This is a genomic window from Spongiactinospora sp. 9N601, from assembly GCF_044326295.1.
GTDB classification, from domain to species: Bacteria; Actinomycetota; Actinomycetes; order Streptosporangiales; family Streptosporangiaceae; genus Spongiactinospora; species Spongiactinospora gelatinilytica.
In genome coordinates this window covers 22,411-44,169 of sequence record NZ_JBIRBB010000029.1, presented here as the reverse complement: position 1 = coordinate 44,169, position 21,759 = coordinate 22,411, and the positions used below count along the sequence as shown (strand labels likewise).

The 21,759-nt window shown below is 71.1% G+C and carries 20 protein-coding genes; 18 read left to right on the top strand and 2 right to left on the bottom strand.

Annotated elements, in window-relative coordinates; genetic code table 11:
* Positions 1 to 19: 19 nt before the first annotated feature.
* The 5 genes from ACH34R_RS41640 to ACH34R_RS41620 are packed head-to-tail and all read left to right on the top strand — an operon-like array spanning position 20 to position 6,976.
* Positions 20 to 2,698 (top strand): LuxR C-terminal-related transcriptional regulator, encoded by a 2,679-nt coding sequence (locus ACH34R_RS41640; protein WP_397567135.1) that lies wholly within the window; start codon positions 20 to 22, stop codon positions 2,696 to 2,698.
* A 13-nt stretch (positions 2,699 to 2,711) separates the two neighbouring features.
* A complete protein-coding gene (locus tag ACH34R_RS41635; RefSeq protein WP_397567134.1) occupies positions 2,712 to 3,938 on the top strand; it encodes a methyltransferase domain-containing protein in 1,227 nt (408 codons plus the stop codon).
* On the top strand, positions 3,931 to 4,920 hold the full coding sequence (locus ACH34R_RS41630) for an NAD-dependent epimerase/dehydratase family protein (protein WP_397567133.1): 990 nt from the start codon (positions 3,931 to 3,933) through the stop codon (positions 4,918 to 4,920). Before ACH34R_RS41635 ends, ACH34R_RS41630 begins: the two co-directional genes overlap by 8 nt.
* A gap of 32 nt (positions 4,921 to 4,952) precedes the next feature.
* On the top strand, positions 4,953 to 5,540 hold the full coding sequence (locus ACH34R_RS41625) for a dTDP-4-dehydrorhamnose 3,5-epimerase family protein (RefSeq protein WP_397567132.1): 588 nt from the start codon (positions 4,953 to 4,955) through the stop codon (positions 5,538 to 5,540).
* Between the two features lie 14 nt (positions 5,541 to 5,554).
* Entirely contained in the window at positions 5,555 to 6,976 is a 1,422-nt protein-coding gene (locus tag ACH34R_RS41620) for an NDP-hexose 2,3-dehydratase family protein (protein WP_397567131.1), read from the top strand.
* Here the strand turns inward: ACH34R_RS41620 and ACH34R_RS41615 are convergent.
* Positions 6,951 to 8,045, bottom strand: coding sequence for a DegT/DnrJ/EryC1/StrS family aminotransferase (locus ACH34R_RS41615; protein WP_397567130.1), 1,095 nt, complete (start codon positions 8,043 to 8,045; stop codon positions 6,951 to 6,953). The genes ACH34R_RS41620 and ACH34R_RS41615 overlap by 26 nt on opposite strands.
* Before the next feature lie 156 nt (positions 8,046 to 8,201).
* Between ACH34R_RS41615 and ACH34R_RS41610 the strand changes: the two genes are divergently transcribed.
* Together ACH34R_RS41610 and ACH34R_RS41605 are read left to right on the top strand one after the other, a co-directional pair.
* The gene (locus ACH34R_RS41610; RefSeq protein WP_397567129.1) at positions 8,202 to 9,392 is read left to right on the top strand and encodes a macrolide family glycosyltransferase; all 1,191 of its coding nucleotides are present in this window, start codon (positions 8,202 to 8,204) and stop codon (positions 9,390 to 9,392) included.
* A gap of 20 nt (positions 9,393 to 9,412) precedes the next feature.
* Positions 9,413 to 10,159 carry a BTAD domain-containing putative transcriptional regulator gene (locus ACH34R_RS41605; protein WP_397567149.1) on the top strand — a complete coding sequence of 249 codons (747 nt, stop codon included), beginning with the start codon at positions 9,413 to 9,415 and terminating at the stop codon, positions 10,157 to 10,159.
* Between the two features lie 13 nt (positions 10,160 to 10,172).
* Here the strand turns inward: ACH34R_RS41605 and ACH34R_RS41600 are convergent, their stop codons facing one another.
* The gene (locus tag ACH34R_RS41600) at positions 10,173 to 11,795 is read right to left on the bottom strand and encodes an FAD-dependent monooxygenase (RefSeq protein ID WP_397567128.1); all 1,623 of its coding nucleotides are present in this window, start codon (positions 11,793 to 11,795) and stop codon (positions 10,173 to 10,175) included.
* 120 nt (positions 11,796 to 11,915) lie between these two features.
* Here ACH34R_RS41600 and fabG point away from each other — a divergent pair, with 120 nt between their 5' ends.
* Genes fabG through ACH34R_RS41545 form a run of 11 tightly spaced genes read left to right on the top strand, consistent with a single transcriptional unit; the run spans position 11,916 to position 21,754 of the window.
* Complete coding sequence (gene fabG / locus ACH34R_RS41595) at positions 11,916 to 12,665, top strand: 3-oxoacyl-ACP reductase FabG (RefSeq protein WP_397567127.1); 750 nt, start codon at positions 11,916 to 11,918, stop codon at positions 12,663 to 12,665.
* A gap of 25 nt (positions 12,666 to 12,690) precedes the next feature.
* Positions 12,691 to 12,981: an acyl carrier protein gene (locus tag ACH34R_RS41590; protein ID WP_397567126.1), complete on the top strand. Its 291-nt coding sequence runs from the start codon at positions 12,691 to 12,693 to the stop codon at positions 12,979 to 12,981.
* Positions 12,978 to 13,457, top strand: a complete 480-nt coding sequence (gene fabZ / locus ACH34R_RS41585; RefSeq protein WP_397567125.1) for a 3-hydroxyacyl-ACP dehydratase FabZ — start codon at positions 12,978 to 12,980, stop codon at positions 13,455 to 13,457. The genes ACH34R_RS41590 and fabZ overlap by 4 nt, the downstream gene beginning before the upstream one ends.
* 5 nt (positions 13,458 to 13,462) lie before the next feature.
* Positions 13,463 to 14,509: an aminomethyltransferase family protein gene (locus tag ACH34R_RS41580; RefSeq protein ID WP_397567124.1), complete on the top strand. Its 1,047-nt coding sequence runs from the start codon at positions 13,463 to 13,465 to the stop codon at positions 14,507 to 14,509.
* Between the two features lie 27 nt (positions 14,510 to 14,536).
* The gene (locus tag ACH34R_RS41575) at positions 14,537 to 16,783 is read left to right on the top strand and encodes a beta-ketoacyl synthase N-terminal-like domain-containing protein (protein ID WP_397567123.1); all 2,247 of its coding nucleotides are present in this window, start codon (positions 14,537 to 14,539) and stop codon (positions 16,781 to 16,783) included.
* Positions 16,780 to 17,502: a nitroreductase family protein gene (locus ACH34R_RS41570; RefSeq protein WP_397567122.1), complete on the top strand. Its 723-nt coding sequence runs from the start codon at positions 16,780 to 16,782 to the stop codon at positions 17,500 to 17,502. The genes ACH34R_RS41575 and ACH34R_RS41570 overlap by 4 nt, the downstream gene beginning before the upstream one ends.
* A complete protein-coding gene (locus tag ACH34R_RS41565) occupies positions 17,499 to 18,740 on the top strand; it encodes an NAD(P)/FAD-dependent oxidoreductase (RefSeq protein WP_397567121.1) in 1,242 nt (413 codons plus the stop codon). The genes ACH34R_RS41570 and ACH34R_RS41565 overlap by 4 nt, the downstream gene beginning before the upstream one ends.
* Entirely contained in the window at positions 18,737 to 19,603 is an 867-nt protein-coding gene (locus tag ACH34R_RS41560) for an alpha/beta fold hydrolase (RefSeq protein WP_397567120.1), read from the top strand. The genes ACH34R_RS41565 and ACH34R_RS41560 overlap by 4 nt, the downstream gene beginning before the upstream one ends.
* Complete coding sequence (locus tag ACH34R_RS41555; protein ID WP_397567119.1) at positions 19,603 to 20,499, top strand: ACP S-malonyltransferase; 897 nt, start codon at positions 19,603 to 19,605, stop codon at positions 20,497 to 20,499. The genes ACH34R_RS41560 and ACH34R_RS41555 overlap by 1 nt, the downstream gene beginning before the upstream one ends.
* On the top strand, positions 20,496 to 20,918 hold the full coding sequence (locus ACH34R_RS41550; protein WP_397567118.1) for a phosphopantetheinyl transferase: 423 nt from the start codon (positions 20,496 to 20,498) through the stop codon (positions 20,916 to 20,918). Before ACH34R_RS41555 ends, ACH34R_RS41550 begins: the two co-directional genes overlap by 4 nt.
* The gene (locus tag ACH34R_RS41545) at positions 20,915 to 21,754 is read left to right on the top strand and encodes an ester cyclase (protein WP_397567117.1); all 840 of its coding nucleotides are present in this window, start codon (positions 20,915 to 20,917) and stop codon (positions 21,752 to 21,754) included. The genes ACH34R_RS41550 and ACH34R_RS41545 overlap by 4 nt, the downstream gene beginning before the upstream one ends.
* Positions 21,755 to 21,759: the final 5 nt, after the last annotated feature.

Sequence of the window (21,759 nt, the reverse complement as noted above, 5' to 3'; positions counted from 1 at the left end):
CATACCGTGAGGACGGTTCATGTTAGGAGCGCAACATCGCCGGAACCTCGAAGTCCTGAAACAACTGTTGCGGGTGAGCGGCGCAGGCGAGGGGCGTCTGGTGCTGGTCACAGGGGGACTGGCCAGTGGCAAGACGGGGCTGCTGCACTCATTCGCCAGGATCGCCGAGGACCATGGTGCGCTCGTACTGCGCGCCACGGCCGCCCGCGGCGAGCGCTCATTCCAGGCGGGCGTCGTCAAGCAGCTCCTGCACGCCGCCGGCGCGCTCTCGCCGGCCCAGCTCGTCGGGCAGCGGCACCTGCACCTCGGCGGTCGTGAGCGGGACATCGGGACGGTCACCCCGGCGGAGGCGGAGGTCGTCGAGCTGCTGAGCGAGGTGCTGCTGGAGGCGGCGTCGGAGTGCGCGGTCGTGCTGGCGGTGGACGATGTGCACTTCGCCGACCGGTTCTCCCTGGAGGTGCTCCTGCATGTGGCGCGCAGGCTGCCTACGATCAGGATCCTCATGGTCTTGAGCGAATGGGAGCGGCCGGACCCTACCATCCCATACTTCGACGCCGAGATCACGCGGCTGCCCCACAAGCTGCTCCGGCTGGCACCCCTGACCGCGGCGGACGTCGCGCAGTTCCTGGCCGGAGTGATGCCCTCGGACGGCGACACCGGGCTGGCATCCGCCTACCACTGGCTGAGCGGCGGGAACGCCCTGCTGGTCCAGGCGCTCGCCGAGGACTCCTACGGGCTCGGCGGCCGGTACGCCGAGGGCTCGAGCGTCGGCCCGGCCTTCGCGCAGGCGGTGCTGGGCTGCGTGCACCGGTGGGAGCCCGACCTGCTGGAGGTGGTCAGGGCGTTGGCGGTGCTGGGCGAGCTGGGCGACCCCCACCTGGTCGGCAGCCTGTCTGGGATCGAGCCCACGACGGCCGAGCACCTGACGACGATCCTGACCACGGGTGGACTGCTGGCCGACGGCCGGTTCCGTAGCTCTGTGGCCCGGGAGGCCGTGCTCGGCGGGATTCTCGCGGGCGAACGGTCCAGGCTGCACCTGCGCGCGGCGGAGCTGCTGCACCAGCAGGGCGCTGCCGCGGCCGGGGTCGCGTCCCTGCTGCTCGACGCCGGCCGTACTCCGGAGCCCTGGGCCGTGCCCGTGCTGCGCGAGGCCGCCGAGCAGGCGCTGTCCGCCGATGACATGGCCACGGCCGTGCGCTGCCTGGAGCTGGCGCACTCGTGCGCGGGCGACGACGCCGAACGGTTCTCGACGGTGAAGCTGCTGGCCCGCGTGCTGTGGCGGCGGAACCCCTCGGCCGTGGCGCCGTTCCTGCCGCCGTTGCGCCAGGCCATGGCGGACGGCGCGCTGCCGCCGGCCGAGGCCGCGCTCGTCATCCGGCACGACCTGTGGAACGGAGAGCAGGACGCGGTGGCCGCGGCGCTGGGAACGCTCTCCACCAGTTCCGACCCGATCGCGGCGCAGCTACGGATCGCCTGCCAGTGGTTTTACGGCCCGCGCTGGCACGAGCCCGATGCCTCGCGCCTTACCGCCTGGGACGACGCGGCCAGGAACATGTACGCCTTCTGGACCCAGGGCAAGGGTGAGGTGGCGGCCGAAAGCGCCGAGCACGTCCTGCGTAGCTGCCGCCTGGGCGAGACGGTCCTGGAAGTGGCCGCCACCGCGCTGCTCACGCTGGCCGGCGTGGGCAGGTCCGAGGAAGCGATCCGGTGGTGCGAGCGGCTGATCGAGCAGGCGTCCGACGCCGGGGCTGTGACATGGCAGGCACTGCTCGGTGCCGTCCGGGCGGACATCGCCTGCCGCCAGGGCGAAGTGGTGCTGGCGGCACATCTGGCCAGGGCAGCGCTCGATATGCTCTCACCGAGGAGCTGGGGAGTGCTGGTCGGGTACCCACGCTCAATCCTGGTGGCGGCCCACACGGCCGCGGGCCGCCATGACGAGGCGGCTGCCCTCCTGCGAGAGCCGGTGCCCGACGCCATGTTCGACACCCTGATCGGGCTCGGCTACCTGAACGCGCGCGGCCACCATTTCCTGGCCACCGATGGGGTGCTCGCCGCGATCAGCGACTTCCAGACCTGCGGGCGTCGCATGCAGGAAGAAGGCTTCGACGTCGCCATGATCGTGCCCTGGCGGCTCGGACTGGCCCAGGCGAACCTTCGCCTCGGACGCAACGGCGTGGCCAGAGAGCTGGCCAGGGAGCAACTGAACCACCCCGGGCATATCAGCGAGCACACGCGCGGGGGCGCGCTGCTCGTGCTGGCCGCCGCCGGCAAGCCCGCGCAGCGGCTCGGCCTGCTGCGCCAGGCCGTCGCCTGCCTGCGCTCGGCCGGTGACCGGCTGCTGCTGGCACGTGCCATGACCGAGTTGAGCAAGGCGCTCCAGGACAGCGGCGAGCGGCACGAGGCCAGACTATACGCCTCGTACGCAGTCAGGGAGAGCCGCGAGTGCTTCGAGAACGCGCGGCAGCGGGAGCCCGACCGCGGTGCCTGCGATTGGGACCTGACCGTGCTCAGCGACTCGGAGGCCAGAGTCGCCGAGCTGGCGGCCCTCGGCCACACCAACCGTGAGATCAGCCGCAAGCTCTACATCACGGTCAGCACCGTCGAGCAACATCTGACGCGGATCTACCGGAAGCTGGGTGTCAAGAGCCGGGTAGACCTGGCCCGCCCGGGCAAGCAGCGCCTCAGATCCGTTCCCTAATGTGAGGAGCCCGATGTCAGCCACATCCGCCTGCCGCGTCTGCGGGGGGAGAGTCAGCCAGTTCGCCGATTTCGGCCGACAGCCCCTGTCCGACGCGTTCGTCCTGCCCGGCGAGATCGGACAGGAGTTCTTCTACGACCTGGCCGCCGGGTTGTGCGAGTCATGCACGATGGTCCAGCTTATGGCCGAGGTGCCCAGGGAGCGGATGTTCCACCACGACTACCCGTACCTGTCGGCCGGCTCCGCCGTGATGCGCGCGCACTTCATGAAGCTGGCCAAGTGCCTGCTGGTCACGGAGCTGACCGGGCCGGACCCGTTCGTCGTGGAGATCGGCTGCAACGACGGCACCATGTTGCGGGTCATCGCCGACGCCGGGGTGCGCCACCTCGGCGTCGAGCCGTCGGGTGGCGTCGCGGAGCGGGCCAGGGAGCAGGGCGTGCGCGTGCGTACGGACTTCTTCGAGGCCGCGACGGCGGCCGACATCCTGGCTACGGACGGCCCGGCCGACGTCATTTATGCGGCTAACACCCTGTGCCACATCCCCTACATCGACTCGATTCTGACCGGGGTGCGCACGCTGCTGGCGCCGGAGGGCGTCTTCGTGTTCGAGGACCCCTACCTCGCCGACATCCTGGAACGCACCTCCTTCGACCAGATCTACGATGAGCATTTCTTCTTCTTCACCGCCACGTCCGTGCGGGCGATGGCGCGCGGGGCCGGGCTGGAGCTGGTGGACGTGGAGCGGCTGCCCGTGCACGGCGGGGAGGTGCGCTACACCCTGGCCCGCCAAGGCACCAGGACGCCGACGCCCGCGGTGGCCGAGCTGATCGCGGCCGAGGCGGTCGCGCGCGTCGCCGACCTCGCCGTCCTGCGCGCCTTTGGCGCTCGGGTCGCCGCCATCGCGGAGGATCTGACGTCGCTGCTCACCAGGCTCCGGGCAGAGGGGCGGCGAGTGGCCGGGTACGGCGCCACCGCCAAGAGCGCGACCGTGCTCAACTACTGCGGCATCGGCCCCGACCTCGTCCCCTTCGTGTGCGACAGCACCCCCGCCAAGCAGGGGCGGCTCACCCCGGGCGCGCATCTGCCGGTCGTGCCCCCCGACGCCTTCTCCGACCCCTACCCGGACTACGCGCTGCTGTTCGCCTGGAACCACGCCGAGGAGATCATGGACAAGGAGCGGGCGTTCCGCGAGAAGGGCGGCAAGTGGATCCTGTACGTCCCCGAGGTGCGCGTTGTCTGACCGGCCACCGCTGGTAGTCGTGCTCGGGGCTTCGGGCCTCGTGGGTTCCGCCCTGCTGGAACGCCTGGCGGACTGGCCCGTACGCCTGCGTCCGGTCGCCCGCCGGCCGCCCGCCCTGCCCGGGGCGCACGCCGCAGATCTCACCGAGCCCGGCGCGGTGGCCGAAGCCGTCGCCGACGCCGACGTCGTGATCAATCTGCTGCTCTACACGGGGAAGGAGGGCACATGGCGGGCGGCAGCCGAGCCGATGGGGGAGCGGGTCAACGTCGGGGTGGTCCGCGACCTCGTCGCGGCGCTGCGGACCCGGCGGGGAGTGCCCCCCGTGGTGCTGTTCGCAGGCTCGACCTCCCAGGCGGGGCCGTGCGGCGGCGGGCGGCTGAACGGGTCGGAGCCCGACACGCCGGCCACCGCGTACGACCGCCAGAAACTGGCCGCCGAGCGGCTGCTGGAGGCCGCCACGGCCGAGGGCGTCGCACGTGCCGTTACGCTGCGGCTGCCGACGGTCTTCGGTGGCAGGATCGCGCCCACGGCCACCGACCGGGGCGTGGTCGCCGCGATGGCCCGCCAGGCACTCGACGGCCGGCCGCTCACCGTGTGGGGCGACGGCTCGGCCGAACGCGACCTCCTGCACGTGGGGGACGCCGCCGAGGCGTTCTTGGCGGCGCTCGACCACGCTGGCGCGCTCGTCGGCCGGCACTGGCTCGTCGGCACCGGCGTGGGCACCTCGCTGATGGAGCTGTTCACCACGATCGCGGAGCTGGCCGCCGAGCGGACGGGGCGGCCACCGGTCCCGGTGCTGGCCGTGCCGCGGCCCGACGGCCTCACTGCGATGGAGGTGACCAGCGTGGTCGCCGATCCGGCCGCCTTCCATGCGCGGACGGGCTGGCGGGCCAGGACGACGCTGCGTGAGGCGCTCCGGGCCACCATCGCCACGCTGGCGGACACCCCCTATCCACCCCCTGGCGAACCCCTAAGTCGTTGACCCTGCGCGCGGGCTCGCGGAGGCTTTCTGCGATGAAGTCACGCGAGCTCGCCGTCATCGGCGCATTCGAATTCATCCCCGACACGTTTCCCGACGACCGCGGTCTGTTCGTCTCGCCCTTCCAGGAAGCGGCGTTCGTCAGGGCGGTCGGCCACCCGCTGTTCCCCGTCGCTCAGACCAGCCACAGCGTTTCCAGGCGCGGCGTGCTGCGCGGCATCCACTACACGCTGGCCCCACCCGGCACGGCCAAGTACGTGTACTGCTCGCGGGGCAGGGTGCGCGACTTCGTCGTGGACCTCCGAACGGGCTCGCCCACGTTCGGCGCGTGGGAGGAGGTCGCGCTGGACGCCCACGCCCTCAGCGCGCTCTACCTGCCGCCGGGGCTCGGTCACGCCTTTCTCGCGCTGGAGGACGACACGGTCATGAACTACCTGCTTTCGCAGCGGTACCAGGCGGCCAACGAGCTCGCCCTGGCTGTGGGCGATCCGGCCATCGGGCTGCCGGTGCCCGGCGACGCCGTGCTGTCGGAGCGGGACAGGGCCGCACCATCCCTGGCGGCGGCGCCGCTGCCCGAGTACGAGGCGTGCCTGGATATCGAGGCCGCCTTCGGTGCCGCATGACGGCCCAGGTGCCGGTGCGGACGCGAACCTCGACGCACGAGCGGCTGGTGGCCTCCGCGTTCGGCGTGGGCGGACAGTTCGCGACTGTGGCGGAGTTCCAGGACTGGCTTGCGAGCGCGGCCGGTCGCACGCGGATGGAGACGAGCCGCGTGCCCCTGGTCGGGCTGACCGGCTGGCGGGCCGACGAGCGGACCGGCGACCTGCGCCACCACAGCGGCCGGTTCTTCCGCGTGCACGGACTCGACGTGCACCTCCCCCAGCGGGCGGTCCCGCGCTGGAGCCAGCCGATCATCGATCAGCCGGAGATCGGCGTCCTCGGCGTCCTGGTCAAGGAGATCGGCGGGACGCTGCACTGCCTCATGCAGGCCAAACGCGAGCCGGGCAACCACAACGGCGTGCAGCTCTCACCCACGGTCCAGGCCACCAGGAGCAACTACACGCGGGTACACCAGGGGCGGGCGGTGCCGTACCTGGAGCACTTCCGCGACGCCGGGGGGCCCGGGGTGATCGCCGACATCCGGCAGAGTGAGCAGGGCGCCTGGTTCTACCGCAAGCGGAACAGGAACATGGTGGTGGAGGCGGCCGACGACGTGGAGGCGGCCGAGGGTTTCTGCTGGCTGACGCTCGGGCAGGTGCACCGGCTGATAGCGGTGCCTGACCTGGTGAACATGGACGCGCGCACAGTGCTGGCCTGCCTGCCCCTGGCCGGTCCCGGGCTGGCGCGGTCGGCGCCGACCGGCGGGTTCGTCGACACGCTGGCCCGCTCGTACGACCCGGCCGCGGGCAGTCACCACTCGACCGATGAGATCCTGGGCTGGATCACGGAGATGCGCACCAGCACCGAGCTGCGCACCTGGCCGCGCCCGCTCGCCGGCCTGCGCGGCTGGCGGCATGCCGATGGAGCGATCGTCCACGACAGCGGCCGGTTCTTCGGTGTGATCGGGGTGAGCGTGCGCGCAGAGGGCCGGGAGGTGGCCGCGTGGGACCAGCCCATGATCGAGCCGGTCGGCACCGGCGTCATCGCCTTCCTGGTCCGCAGGATCGACGGGGTTCTGCATGTGCTCATGCACGCCAGGGCCGAGGCCGGGTACGCCGACGTGATCGAGCTGGCGCCCACGGTGCAGTGCGCACCCGGCAACTATGACGTGCTGCCCGAGGCGGCACGTCCGCCCTTCCTCGACCTCGTCCTCGGGGCGAGGCCGCCGGACGTCAGGTACGACACGATCCTGTCCGAGGAGGGCGGGCGCTTCCACCGCGCCCGCAATCGCTACCTTGTGGTGGAGACGACCGAGGACCTGAGCCACCCCGAATACCGGTGGGTCGCCCAGCACCAGATCGCGGAGCTGCTGCGGCACAGCTTCTACGTCAATGTACAGGCCCGCAGCCTCTACGTCTGCCTGACCAGCCTCGTCACAGCGCCTCGAGCAAGGCCCTGATCACCCGCTCCTGAACGTGCGTGGGCAGCGAGGGGTACATGGGCAGCGAGAAGATCTGCCCGGCCAGCTCTTCGGTGACTGGTAGCGGCCCCGCGCCGAGGTGGGCGAAGCCGGACATGGTGTGGACCGGCCACCGGTAGCTGACGTTGAGTTGGATGTCGCGGGCGGCCAGCGCGTCGAGGATCGCGTCGCGGCGCGGGTGCCGCACCACGTACAGGTAGTAGACGTGCTCGTTGCCCTCGGCCGTGGCGGGCAGGACGAGCCCGCTGCCGGCGAGGGCCTCGGCGTAGCGGGCCGCCACCGCGCGGCGGCCATCGATGTAGCCCTCCAGCCGCTGGAGCTTGCGGCGCAGAATCTCCGCCTGCAGTTCGTCGAGCCTGCTGTTGTGGCCCGGCGTCTCGACGACGTAGTAGGCGTCCTCCATGCCGTAGTAGCGCAACCTGCGCAGCCGGTTTGCCACCTCGTCGTCCGAAGTGAGCACGGCTCCGCCGTCTCCGTACGCGCCCAGCACCTTCGTCGGGTAGAAAGAGAACGCCGCCGCCCGGCCGATCGACCCGGCCCTCCGCCCATGGTGCATGGCGCCGTGCGCCTGCGCGCAGTCCTCCAGGATCGCCAGGCCGTGCCGCTCCGCCAGAAGTTCGAGCGGCTCCATCGCGACGCACTGCCCGTAGAGGTGGACAGGAAGCAGGCAGCGGGTGCGATCATTGATCGCGGCCTCCACCCGGGTGGTGTCCATGAGGTAGGTGACGGGGTCGACGTCCACGAAGACCGGGACCGCGCCCACGGCGTCGATGGCCACGACCGTCGGCGCGGCCGTGTTCGACACGGTGATCACCTCGTCGCCCGGCCCCACGCCGAGCGCTTGGAGGGCAAGCTTGATGGCGTTGGTGCCGTTGTCCACGCCGACGCCGTGGCGGGCTCCGTGGAAGGCGGCGAACTCGGCCTCGAAACGGCTTACGCTCGCGCCGAGGACGAGCTGCCCCGACCGGAACACGCTCTCTACCGCGTCCAGCAGGTCCTTACGTTCGTTCTCGTATTCCGGCAGGTAGTCCCAGACCCTGATGGGCATCGCCCCGTCCTTCCCTTGAGATCCGGGCAAGGCTATGCGGCTAGGGGGGAGGGGCGATCCCCTATCTCGACCGGCGAGGACCCCAGTTTCCTGGCCTCGCGCCCCCTGAAAGTGTGGGGTCCCGTTGACACGGGTCAGTTCACTACCGTCCGGGACATGACACGACACTTCCTCTTCATGGCCCACCCCGACCACGGTCACGTGATGCCCACGCTGGCCGTGGTGACGGAACTCGTCGCCAGGGGGCACCGCGTGACATACCTGACGGGCGACAGCATGGCCGCCTTCGTCGCGGCCACGGGGGCCACCGTGCTGACCTACGACTCCAAGTATCGCCAGGCGAACCGCTCCCATATCTCCAACGACCCCCTCTACCTGTTCAGTCTGCTCGTGGACGAGAGTCAGGCCATGTTGGAGGAGATCGGCCGGATCGAGGACGACCTTCCCGACGTCATCGTCTACGACATCTCCATCCTGTTCGGCGGGCGGGTGCTGGCCAGGAAGTGGGGGGTGCCGGCCGTGCAGGCCGTCCCGATGTTCGCCTCGAACGCCCACTTCTCCTACCTCAACGCCATCTACAACGAGGAGGGCAGATCCGCGGGCCTGCCGGGCTGGATGGACGACATGTTCGTCAAGATCGAGAACCTTGCCGCCAGTCAGGACGTCAAGGTGCCGCCGGCCGAGCTGTGGTGGGAGATCCAGGACTTCAGCCTGGTCAACATCCCACGCTGCTTCCAGATTGCCGGCTCCACCTTCGACGAGCGGTTCGCCTTCGTGGGGCCGTGCCTGCCCGAGCCCGCCGCGGAGAGCTCGTGGCGACCGCCCGCCGACGCCGGGCCGGTCGCGCTGGTCTCGCTCGGCGGCATCCACAACCAGTACCCGGAGTTCTTTCGCATGTGCGTCCGGGCCTTCGCCGGCACACGCTGGCACATCGTCATGACCGTGGGGGACGGGATGGACCCGGACGACCTCGGCATTTTACCGCCCAACATGGAGATCCACCGCTGGATGCCGCATGAGGCGGTGCTGCCGCACGCCTCGGTCGCCGTCACCCACGGCGGCCTGGGCACGGTGATGATGGCCATGCACGCCGGCTGCCCCATGGTGATCATGCCCGTCTCGGTCATCGACCAGCCCACGGCCAGGCAGGTCAGGGACCTGAATCTTGGGCGTGTCGTGCACAGTGACGAGATCACCGCGGAGTGGCTGATCGGCGCGGTCGAGGAGGTCGTGGCGGACGAGGCCGTCCAGCGGAGCTTGCGCGAGATGAGGCGCGAGGTACACGCGGCCGGCGGGACCCGGCGGGCGGCCGACGAACTGGAACGCTACGCGGCGAGGTTCGTGTGACCGCGCTGGAGTTCCGCGTGATGGGTCCCCTGGAGGTGCAGGGGCAGGGGGGCGAGATCCAGATCGGCAGCGCCAGGGAACGCGCTATCCTGACCGCTCTGGTGCTGCACGCCAACCGGGTCGTCAGCGTCGAGCGGCTCATCGAGGTCGTGTGGGTGGAGGACGTCCCGCGCAGTGCACGGGGGCAGATCGCCATCTGTGTGTCGCGGCTGCGCAAGGCGCTCGGCGACGCGAGCGGGGCCGTCGTCACGTGCAGCCCGGGATACCTGGTCAGGGCGGCCCCCGAGACCATCGACTGGCTCCGTTTCCAGGACATGGTGGCCCGGGCGCGTGCTGCCGCGGCCTCCGGCGACGGGGAGGGGGCGGTGGCGCTGCTGCGCGGCGCGCTGGCCCTGTGGCGGGGCAACGCCTCCGAGGACATGCCTGGCCTGCGGTACGAAATGGACCGGCTGGAGGAGTCTCGGTTGGAGGCCATCGAGCTCTGCCTGGACCTGGAGCTGGACCTCGGCCTTTACCACAGGGTGATCGCCGAGCTGGGTCCCATCGTGGCGAGGTATCCGCTGCACGAGCGGGCGCGGGCGCAGCTCATGCTGGCCCAATACCGCTCCGGCCGCCGGGCCGAGGCGCTGTGCACGTACCTGGACGCGCGTCGTGACCTGATCGAGCAGATCGGCCTGGAACCGGGGCCCGAGCTGCGGCATCTGCATGATCGAATCCTGCGGGATGAGGCCGGGCTGATGCCCTCGGCCCGTTCCTCGCCCGCCTGACCCCGGCTTGGGGTCAGGTCCTCGCCAGGAGCGTCTCGATGACGGAGGTGAGGACGGCGGCGGAGGGTCCGCCTGCCGCCTGCCGCCAGCCCACATGGCCGTCGGGGCGGACCAGTACGGCGCCGGTCGCGGTGAGGCCGTACTCCTCGGCCCAGGTCGGCGAGGCGAGCCGTCCGGCCGACCCGCCCACTCCTATCTCCACCGCCTCAAGGGTGATCCCGCAGTCCTGCGCGCTCTGCTTGGCGGCTTGCACCCAGCCGCTGCCCACCGGCGTGAGCAGGGTGAAGTGGGGGCCGAACAGGTCGAGTGTGGAAACCCGGTGCGGCCCGCCGGACAGCCACACGTGCGGTGCGCGGTGGCCGGGCCTGGCGATTGGGACGTAGGTCCGGTACGGGTCCTCTGAGGCGAGGGCGGGCGTGCCGTCGGGCACCACGGCAGGGGAGTCGTAGTGGACGCCCAGCACCAGGCCCTCGGCCAGGCGCCGCCCCGCCTGCCGCTCGATCGCCTCCTGCAACGACAGGCGGCCCTCCATCATGGTGAAGGTGATGAGCGAATTGTTCAGGCTCTCCTCCGCGGTCCGGTCAGAGATCGGCCGCCGCTCGGCCTGGTAGGTGTCCAGGAGCGCCGGGCCGGCCGCGCCGCGCAGCACTGCCGCCAGTTTCCAGGCCAAGTTGTGCACACCCTGGAGGCCGAGGTTCATCCCGAAACCGCCCTGCGGGGTGCACACGTGCGCGGCGTCTCCGGCCAGGAAGACCGGGCCCCTGCGGAACTCCTCTGCGACGATGGCCTGTTGCAGCCATGGCATGGTGCCGACGACGTCCACGGGCAGGTCGGGCACGCCCACCGCGTTGCGCACGGCCCGCAGGCAGTAGTCCGGGGTGAAGTCGTCCAGGCTGCCGCCCTCGGCCGGGTCGTACCCCGTCTGGATCATCCAGCGGTGGCGGTTGTCGACCGCCTCCACCGCACCGGGCGGGTCGCTGAGTAGGAAGTACAGGGCGGCCTGTCGGCCACGCAGCAGGGGGCGGAGGTCGGCGTCGAACATGATGCTGACCATGTGGCCGATCGGCGGCGGGCCCTCCACCGCGATGCCGAGGTCCCGCCTGATCCCGCTGCGCGCGCCGTCCGCGGCCACCAGGTAGCGGGCGCGCACCCGGCGGGCGGTCCCGGCCGATGTCTCGATCACGGCCTCGACACCGCCCTCACCGGTCGTCTGCATCCCCGTCATCGTCGTCGAGAAGCGCACGTCAGCCCCCGGCTGCGCCTCGGCCAGGTCACGCAGGATCACCTCGAACCTGTCCTGGGAACAGAGGTAGGTAAAGGTCGGGCTCTGCGGGGCGTACGCCTCGATAGGGGCCGCGGCGTGCAGGAGGTCCCCGGCGGTCAGCGAACTGCCGACTCCGACGGCGAGGGTCTCCTCCCTGGGCATCCCGGCCTGCTCGACCTTGGCCTGAACACCCCATGCCCGGACCAGCTCCATCGTCCTCGTGGAAAGCAGGCGTGCTTTCGGAAAAATGGACGTGCTTTCGTGTCGTTCCACCAGGAGCGAGGAGATTCCGTGGCGGGACAGCTCGACCGACATGGACAGCCCGACCGGCCCGCCGCCGACGACCAGGACCTCGACGTCGCTCTCTTCCATGGCGTCAGAGTCGCGTAACGCCATTTAGCGAGTCAATAGGCGGATAAGCAGATGATAACGCCGTGAAATGGCACTCCGATAGTTTCCGGGTAAACGCGAAATCGGACACGGGAGACGTGGATGTTGTTCACCCCTGACTCCGTCGCACTCGTCACCGGGGGATCGCGCGGAATCGGCCGCGCGGTGGCAATCGACCTGGCTCGCGAAGGCGCGCACGTCCTGGTCAACTACGCGCGCTCGGAAGCGGACGCGAAGGAAGTGGTGACCCTCATCGAGGAGGAGGGCGGTCACGCGACGGCGATCCAGGCCGATGTCACCGACGAGGCGGCGGTTCAGCGGATGTTCGCCGGCATCCGTGCCGACCGCGGCCGGCTGGACGTGCTGGTCACCAGCGCGGGGATCACCCGTGACCGGCAACTCGTGGCGATGAGCCTGCGGCAGTTCCTGGAGCCGATGGACGTCAACATGACAGGGACGTTCCTGTGCTGCAGGGCTGCGATGCGGATCATGCAGCACCAGCGCAGGGGCGCGATCGTGCTGCTGTCCTCAGCCAGCGGGCTCGACGGAGGCTTCCCTGGCCAGGCGAACTACGCCGCGTCCAAAGGCGCCATCATCGCCTTCGGCCTGGCGCTGGCCAAGGAGGCCGCGCCCCACGGAGTGCGGGTCAACGTCATGGCGCCCGGATTCATCGCCACCGACATGACCCGCAATGTGCCCGCCGCCATCAGGAAGCAGTACGAAAGCCGCATCCGGCTGGGCCGGATGGGACGCCCGGAGGAGGTTGCCGGCGCAGTGACGTTTCTCGCCTCCGACAAGGCGTCGTACATCACCGGTGAGGTGCTCGTCGCCCACGGTGGCGGCCTGGAGTGATCAGCCGAGCGAGCTTGGAGGATGCATGACGATCGACGAACTGCGCGCGCGTGCGGCACAGCGCAAGCACACCTGCGCCCAGATCAAGAAGATGATCGTATCGCGGCTCGACCTGCCGGTCGAGCCCGACTGGATCACCGACGACCAGCCACTGTTCGGACGGGGCCTGGAGCTGGACAGCCTCGACGTGCTCGAACTGTACGTGGCTATCGAAGCGGAGTTCGGTGTCGCGCTCTACGACAGCGATATGGAGGTGTTCGGCTCGGTCTCGCGGCTGGCCACCGAGATCGACCCCGAGTTGCGGGCGCACAGGTGACGGTCACCGCCCCCGACCCCGCCGCCACCATGACCGACCTGAGCCACGATCAGGTCAGGGAGCTGATCCCGCACCGCTGGCCGATGTTGCTGCTCGACCGCGTCGAACGGGTGGAGCCGGGCGTCAAGGGCGTCGCGATCAAGAACGTGGCCGGGACCGAGCTGTGGTTCCAGGGCCACTTCCCCGAGCGGGCGATCCTGCCGGGCATCGTGGTGATCGAGGCGCTGGCCCAGCTCGCCGGCGTGGTCTTCGTCCTGAAGGGCGCCAGCAGGATCAGCTATCTGGCCGGGGTCAAGTCGATGCGCTTCCGCCGCCCGATCGTCCCGGGGGACCAGCTCGTCCTGTCCGCCGACCGGAGCGCGGGAACGCCCGGCTACGCGGAGTTCAGGGTAGCGGCCCGGGTGAACGGCCAGGTCGCGGCGGACGGACTCATCACCATCGCCGACCCGTCGGCCATCAACCCAGGAAAGGTGTGATCACCATGTACGCCCATCCCGAGGGAACCGTGTTCGGCGAGGTGCTGGACGCCCGCGTGCCGCTACGCTTCGGCACGCTCGACGAGGACTACCGGGCCCTCCGGGAGCGCGCCGCCCTGTTCGACCTCAGCTCTCTGGGACTCATCAAGATCACAGGCGAGGGGGCCGCCGAGTTCGCCCAGCGCGTCCTGGCCCGCGATGTGGAGTACCTCGTCTCTGAGCGCTGCATGATGAGCCTCGTCCTGGACGAGGCCGGCCAGATCGTCGATCAGGTGATCGTCATCGGCCGCGAGGACGGGGTGATCCTGGAGAGTTCCAGTGGCGCGGGCCCGCGCCTGCTCGCTCACCTGCTGGCGCAAGACCACCCCGGCGTCGAGATCGTCGACATCTCGGACGCGCTGATCGTGATCGGTCTGGAGGGCCCGTACGCCTGGGGCGTCGTCGGCCGCCTCCTCGACCCGGAGCTGCCCGCGCTGCCCTTCGAATCGGTCGTGGACACCGAGTGGGAGGGCATGAAGCTGTTGTTCGCCAGGACCGGCTTCACCGGCGAGTACGGCTACCAGTTCATCGTCCCGGTGTCCGACGCGCCCAGGCTGTGGGCCGCGGCGCTGGAGCACGCCCGTCCCGCTGGGCTTGACGCGCTCGAACTGGCCATGCTGGAGGTCCGCCAGCCGGTGGTCCGCCACGAGGCGAGTGAGGGGACCAGCGTCGTCGAGATCGGCGCCAACTGGCTTCTGGACATCACCAAGGAATCCTTCGTCGGCAAGGAACCGGTGCTGGCCGCGTTCGCCGAGCAGGGGCGGCGCACGATCGGATTCAGTGGCGGCACAACGGTCCCCGAACCGGGCGCCACGGTCACGGCAGCCGGGCAGGTCGTCGGCACGGTGGTTCACGCCGTGCACAGCGTCGGGCTCGGCACCCCGCTCGGGCTGATCAGGATCGACGAGGATCTGGCCGCGGCCGGCCTGGAACTGGCTGTGGACGGCGCCGAGATCGTCACTCTGACCAGCCCGTACGTCCTGCCGAAAAGCTGGAGTGTGCCGATCATCTGACGCGTGATCAATAGAGGAGGAGCAGGCATGGCGTTGCGCCCTGTCGTCATCACCGGTCTGGGGGTCATCTGCGCGGCCGGCCGCGACCCCGAGGAGTTCTGGCACCGGCTTGCCACCGGGCAAGGCGGGCTCACGCCGGTCGAGGACGAGAAGTTCGCCGTCTTCGAGGCCCGGTACGCGGGCCAGGTGCCCGACGAGTGGATCACCGGGCCCCCGTCCGACGCCGTGCTGGACCGCACGGCCAAGCTCGCCCTCGTCGCCGCCCGCCAGGCGATGGAGCAGGCCGCGCTCCCGCTGGGCGGGACCGACCCCGGCAGGTTCGGGATCGTCCTTGGCAAGTGCCAGGCCACACCCGACGCCGTCGGCCGCTATCAGCCGATGCACCGCACTGCCGACGTCGTCGCCGCGCGGGTCGGCTCGCGCGGCCCGCGCATTCTGATCTCGACCGCGTGCGCCGCCGGAGGGAACGTCGTCGGCCTGGCCAAGGACAAGATCCAGCGAGGCGAGGCCGACGTGGTGCTCGCCGGCGGGGTGGATCCCCTGCTGTTCGGCACGTACGCAGGATTCGCCGGCCTGCAGGCGCTCAGCACGGGCCCCTGCCGGCCCTACAGCCACTCAGACGGGCTCAATCTGGGCGAGGGCGCGGCGTTCCTGCTCCTGGAGCCGCTCGACGCGGCGCTGGCCAGGGGCGCGACGCCGCTGGCCGAGGTCGCCGGCTACGGACTGTCCGCCGACGCCTACCATGCGACCGCCCCCGACCCCACGGGCCGCGGCGGCATCAGCGCCGTCCGCCGAGCGCTGGCCGAGGCCGGCCTGACCACCGCGCAGGTGGGCTACGTCAGCGGTCACGGCACCGGCACGCCCGCTAACGATGCCATGGAGGCCAAGGTCATGCGGGCGGTCTTCGGCGAACAGGCCGCCCGGGTGCCGACCAGCAGCATCAAGTCGTTCGTCGGCCACACGCTCGGTGCCGCGGGCGCGGTGGAGGCGGTCGCCAGCGTGCTGGCGCTGCGGCACGGGATGGTGCCCCCGACGCTCGGCTTCGGCGACGACGTGCCTGCCAAGGACCTGGATTACGTGCCCAACACAGCCAGGGCGGTGCCGCTGGAGGTGGTGGTGTCCAACAACTACGCCTTCGGCGGCAACAACGTCTCCCTCGTGCTGACCACGCCCTCCGCCCCGCGCGAGCACGACCCGTGGCGGGAACGCGACGTCCTGATCAGCGGCCTGGGCCCGGTCACCGGCCTCGGCATCGGCGTGGCGGACCTGGCCGAGGCCATCCTCAGCGGACGGCACGCCATCGGGACGGGCCCGGCGCTGGATACGCGCACGTTCGCGCCCCGCTCACTGTGGCGGCACATGAACCACCTGTCCAGGATGGCGATCGCGGCCTCCCGGCTGGCCTGGGAGGACTCCGGGCTGAAGCTGCCAAGGGCGGGGCTGGAAAACGTCGGGCTGGTCTTCGCCACCGCTGCCGGCTCGGTGGAGAGCACCGGCGGCTACGACGAGAGTGTCGAGGTCAACCCCACCAAACCGGCTGTCCTGAGCTTCTCCAACGTGGTGCTCAACGCCACCGGAGGCGCGGTCTGCCAGACGCTCGGGCTGCGCGGCCCAACGACCACGATCTGCAACGGCGGGGCCTCGGCCTCCGTCGCGCTCGACTGCGCGGTGGAGCTCATCCAGGCGGGCAAGACCGAAGTCGTGCTGGTGCTGGCCGCGGACGAGACCTCGATGCGGGTGCCCGAGGGGACCGTGGTGTCGCCGTACGACGCCGGCGCGCCCGACGCGGCGCCGGGGTCCGCGGCCGTCGCCCTCGTGCTGGAGTCCGCAGAGCACTGCGCGGCCCGCGGCGGCACGCCGTACGCGCGAGTGCTGGCGAGCAGCCATGCGGGAGCCGGGGACGGGGACGAGGCCGAGTCGCTGACTCGTGCCCTGGCCGGGCTGCCCGCGCAGGAGGCCGGCCTGGTCGTGGGAAACGGCGGGGCCGAGGAGGCCGAGGTCGTGCTGGCGGGCCACTGCGGCGGACCGCTCACCAGCAGCATGGTCCACACCGGCGACTGCCAGGCCGCCACGGGCGCACTCAACCTGGCGGTGGCCGCCCTGGCCATCAGGGAGGGCGTCGCGCCCGCGCTGCGCGGGCTGGGCAGGCCGCAGGTGGGCGAGCTGGACGACTACCTCACCAAGCCGCGGCTGCCGGGGTCCCCGGACCGGGTCCTGGTACTGTCGGCCGCCCCGGGCTCAGTGCGCGGCGCCGTTCTGCTGGGGGCGCCATGACGGGTGCCTTCGACGTGGGAGAGGTGGACCGGCTGCTCACCACGACCCGTTCGGTACGGCGCCGACTCGACCTGGACAGGCACGTCCCCCGCGAGCTCATCGAGGAGGCACTGGAGATCGCGGTCCAGGCGCCAACGGCCAACAACCACCAGAACTGGCGCTGGCTGGTCCTCACCGAAGCGGCGGTCAAGGAGCAGATCGCGGAGCTGGCCGCGTCCGCATGGCGCCACCACCGCAATGCCATGATGGGCGCGGGCCGGCGCAGGCACGCGCCGCAAGCCCGGCGGATGGACGCGTCGGTGGCGGCTTTCACCGCGAACATCGGGCGGATCCCCGCCCTGGTCCTGCCCTGCGTGATCTCCCGGCCGCCCGACAGCAGGGCGGTGGACGAGCAGTGGCAGCGCCAGGTGGCCGGGGCGCCGGAAGGCGATCCCATCCGCGAGGTGAGCCTCGGCCCGCTGCGCTCCAGTGTCTTCTACGGCTCGATCTACCCAGCCATCTGGTCCTTCCAGCTCGCGCTGCGCAGCAGGGGGCTGGGCAGCTCGATCTCCTGCCTGCACCTGCCCTTCGAACGGCAGATCGGCCGGTTGCTCGGCATCCCGTCGGGAGTGACTCAGATCTGCATGGTCGGCGTCGGCTACACCCTGGGCGGCGACTTCCATCCGGCCAAGCGTTACCCGGCCAAGGAACGCACGTTCTGGGAGAGGTGGGCGACATGAGCATCGGCCACACGGACGTGGTCGTCGTCGGAAGCGGCATCGGCGGCGCCGCCGCGGCCTGCCGGCTTGCCGCGGGCGGGCTGTCGGTCGTGCTGTTGGAGAAGCAACGCGCCTTCACCGACCTCGCCCGGGGGGAGTGGCTGGCCCCGTGGGGGATCCAGGAGGCGCAGCGGCTGGGTGTGCTCGACTGCTTCGCCGTGGCCGGCGCCTGCGAGATGCGCCACTGGGTGACCTGGGACGAGGCCGTGCCGCCGGAGGAAGTCGAGTCCGTGGACATGACCCGCTTCCTGCCCAGCGTCGGTGGCCCGCTCTCCTTCCCGCACCACAGGGTGTGCGAGATCCTGGCCGAGCAGGCGGCCGCGAGCGGCGCCCGCGTGGTGATGGAGGCGGCCAAGATCACCATCGCCCCGGGCATGGAGCCGGTCGTCACCTACCAGGGGTTCGACGGGCCGCACACGATCAAGGCCAGGATGGTGCTCGGCGCCACGGGCCGTGCCTGCAAGGTCGGACGGCAGATCGGCGTCACCATGACCACTGCCACCCACGAGTGGGGCGGGGCGCTCAAGGTCGAGGGCATGGGCGACTGGCCGGCCGATACCCAGGCGCTGGGCACCGAGGGCGACGTGATGTTCATGGTGTTCCCGCAGGAGGCGGGGCGGGCCCGCCTTTACATGAACTTCCCCACCACCAACCAGGACCGATACAGGGGCCCCGGCGGGCCCGAGCGATTCATCGCTGACTACGAGCTCGAATGCCTGCCGGACCGGGGCAAGGCGGTCACCGTGGCCAGGCCGGCCGGTCCGCTGGCGATTTGGCCGCGCCTGTCGTCCGTGCCCGACCGGCCCACGGTCGCGGAGGGAGTCGTGCTCATCGGCGACGAGGCCGGCCGGACCGACTCCGTCCTGGGCACGGGGCTCTCCTGCGCGCTGCGCGACGCGCGTATGGTGTCGGAGGTCCTGCTCGCCGGCGACGACTGGCGGCCCGAGGTCTTCGCCCCCTTCCTGGAGGAGCGCACGTTCCGCATGCGGCGCCTGCACTACGGCGCGAGCATCATCGCCAGGCTGCACGCGTCGTTCGGGCACGAGGCGCTCGAACGACGGCGCAGGGTGAACCGGCTGGCGGCCCGCCACTTCGGCGCGCAGGTGACCGGTCTGCTCAACCTGGTGGCCCCCGAGGACGTACCCGACTTCGGCTTCAGCGAGTTCTTCGCCGAGCGCCTTTTCAGGGAGAGCGCGTGACCAAGAACCATCTCACCGTCAACGGCGTCGACCTCGCCTACCTCGACGAGGGCAAGGGCGACCCGGTCATTCTGCTGCACGGATTCCCCGACTCCTCCCACCTGTGGCGGCACCAGATCCCGGCGCTGGTGGGCAGAGGTTTTCGGGTCATCGTGCCCGACCTGCGCGGCTTCGGCGACTCCGGCAAGCCGCAGGAGGCCGAGGCGTACACCATGCAGACGATCGTCAACGATGTCGTCGCGCTCTCCCTGCGGCTTGGCATCCAGCGGGCGCACGTCGTCGGCCACGACTGGGGGGCGGCCATCGCCTGGATGTACGCCTTTCTGACACCTCGCCGCGTCGATCACCTGGTCACGTTGTCGGTCGGGCACCCTGGGGTCTTCGCCTCCCAGTCGATCGAGCAGCGCGCGGCCTCCTGGTACATGCTCTTCTACCAGTTCCCTGGGGTCAGCGAGGAACTGCTGCGGCGCAACGGCTGGCGGCTGTTCAAGGAGATCATCGGGCGCGAGGGCGACCACGACCGCTACATCCGCGACCTGGCCCGGCCGGGAGCGCTGACGGCGGCGCTGAACTGGTACCGCGCCAACCGCTCGCCCGCCGCGGAGCTGGCCGGCCCCCGGGCCTTCCCGCCCGTCTACGCCCCCACGCTCGGCATCTGGTCCAGCCAGGACAGGTCCCTGTTGGAGGAGGGCATGGCGGGCTCCGGGAAGTTCGTCAAGGGCCCGTGGCACTACGAGCGGATCGACGGCGTCGGCCACTACATCCCGATCGAGGCGCCCGACCAGCTCAACAAGCTGCTGCTCGGCTTTCTCGGCACCGAGCGGGCCGCCGAGCCCGAGCGGCGTCCCCGGCGGAGGTTGTGATGCCCGCCTTCCTCTTCCCCGGCCAGGGCACGGTCCGCGTCGGCATGGGCGGCTGGCTGCGCCGCGCGGCGGCGGCCAAGGACGTGTTCGAGGCCGCTGACGAGCTGTTCTCCGAGCCGATCACGCCGCTGTGCGCGCAGGGCCCGCTGGACCGGCTGGTCGCCACCGAGCACGCCCAACGGGCGGTCACCGTGTGCAACCTGGCGGCGCTGGCGGTCCTGCGAGCCGAGGGGCATGAGCCGGCGCTGGTCGCAGGTCACAGCGTGGGCGAGCTGAGCGCCCTTCACGCCGCCGGGGTCCTCGGCCTGAAGCAGACCCTCCGGCTGGTGGAGACCAGGTCGCGGCTGATGGCCGCGGTCGGCGGGACCGGCGGCATGAGCGCCGTCATGGGCCTGCCGGTCGGGGAGGTGGAGGAGCTGGCCGCCGCCGCCGAGCGGCACGGCGAGCCGCTCGTCGTCGGGCTGGAGAACGCCGCAGGCCACGTCGTCGTCTCGGGGGCGTTCCCCGCGCTGGACCGGCTCGCCGGGCTGGCACCGAAGGTCGTGCCGCTCAAAGTTGGCAACGCCTTCCATTCGCCCTTCATGAGCGAGGCGCTCCCCGGCTGGGCGCGGGCCGTGCTCGCCACTCCGATGCGCAAGCCGGACCTCCCTGTCGTCCCGAACGTTACGGCCGAGCCCACCATCGACCTCGCGGTGATCAGGCAGGCCCTGATCACGCAGCTCACAGCCAGGGTCAGGTGGGCCGAGACCATGGCGCACACGGTGCCGCTCGGGCTGTGCGTGGAGGCGGGCGACAGCAAGGTGCTGGCTGGGCTCGCCCGCGCGGCGGGCGTCCGCTGCCTGAGCATGACCGACCCGGCGACCCCGCGGCGCCTTGCGCGGGAGCGTGCCGCGTGAACCGGTGGGGCTTCGCGCAGGTCGGCTTCGCCGGCCTGACCCGGCCACAGGAGCTCGTCGCCGACCTACGGCTGGAGGAGGTCTACACCAGGCCCGAACGGCTGCGCTCAGGAGCCGGCCGCACTCTCCAGCACTGGGCGGGGCGGCTGGCGGCCAAACACGCCGTGCTGCGGCTCCTCGATGTCGCCCCGACCGCCGAGCACCTGCGCGGGGCCGAGGTGCTGCCCCGGCCCGCCGCCAACTGCCGGCGCGACGCCGGGTGCGCTCACGGCCACCCGCCCGCCGTGCGGCTCGTCGGCGACCTGGCGAAGCTCGCGGCCGAGCGGGAGATCAGGATCTCCATCAGCCACACCGGCGACCGGGCGCTGGCGGTGGCCCTGATCTCGGCCCGCCTACCGGAAGACGAGGTGCCGCGATGACCCTGGCCAAGCTGGCCCACGATCACCTCAAGGCATGGGAGGCCGGTGACGCGACCGGCGTGGCCCATACTGTGAGGTCCTACACCGACCCTGACACGGCAGGGCCGCTGAGCGGCGCTGAGCTGGAGGAGCACGCCGGCGCCGTGATGGAGCGGCTGCGCGGCCTGCGCTTCGAGGTGGAGCACGTCGTCGAGGGGCCGGAGGCCGCCGTGGTGTCCTGGACGCTGCGTGCCGACCACCGCACCGCCTACCTGGGCATCCCCGCGGCGGGCCGGTCCTTCGAGGTCACCGGCACCGACCTGGTGACCGGCGGCGCGCACGTCCGCAGGTGCTTCGACCGGCTGGCGGTGGCCGAGGCGCTCGGCTACGGCCCGAGGTTCGTGCCCGCCGCCGACGAGGTCAGGGAGTACGGGGTTAGCGCACGGATGACCGCCGCCAAAGTCGCCCCGCCCGGCGCACTCGCGCTGACCTGCCTACAGGTCGGCGACCGCGCGGAGGCGGCCGAGGTGGACCTGCTCAGCGTCGAGGTCGTCAAGTCCATGCGTGCCTCAACCGGGTTCCTCGGCCTGGCCACGTTCGACATCGGCGATCGCAAGTTCACCCTGAGCGCGTTCGACCGCCCCGAGTCGGTGCGAGCCGTGAACGCCCGCCCGCACCAGCGCGCGATGCGCCGCTTCTTCCGCGGCGGGCTGTGCACGCGGGCGCTGATCAGCCATTGGCTGCCGGCCGCCATACGCGAGTACGCCCGCTGCCCCGGCTGCGCAGGCGTCGTCACCGTCGAGGACGGGACGGCCTGCAACTGCGGCTGGGTTCCCGACCGTGCCTCCCTACTGTGACAGGA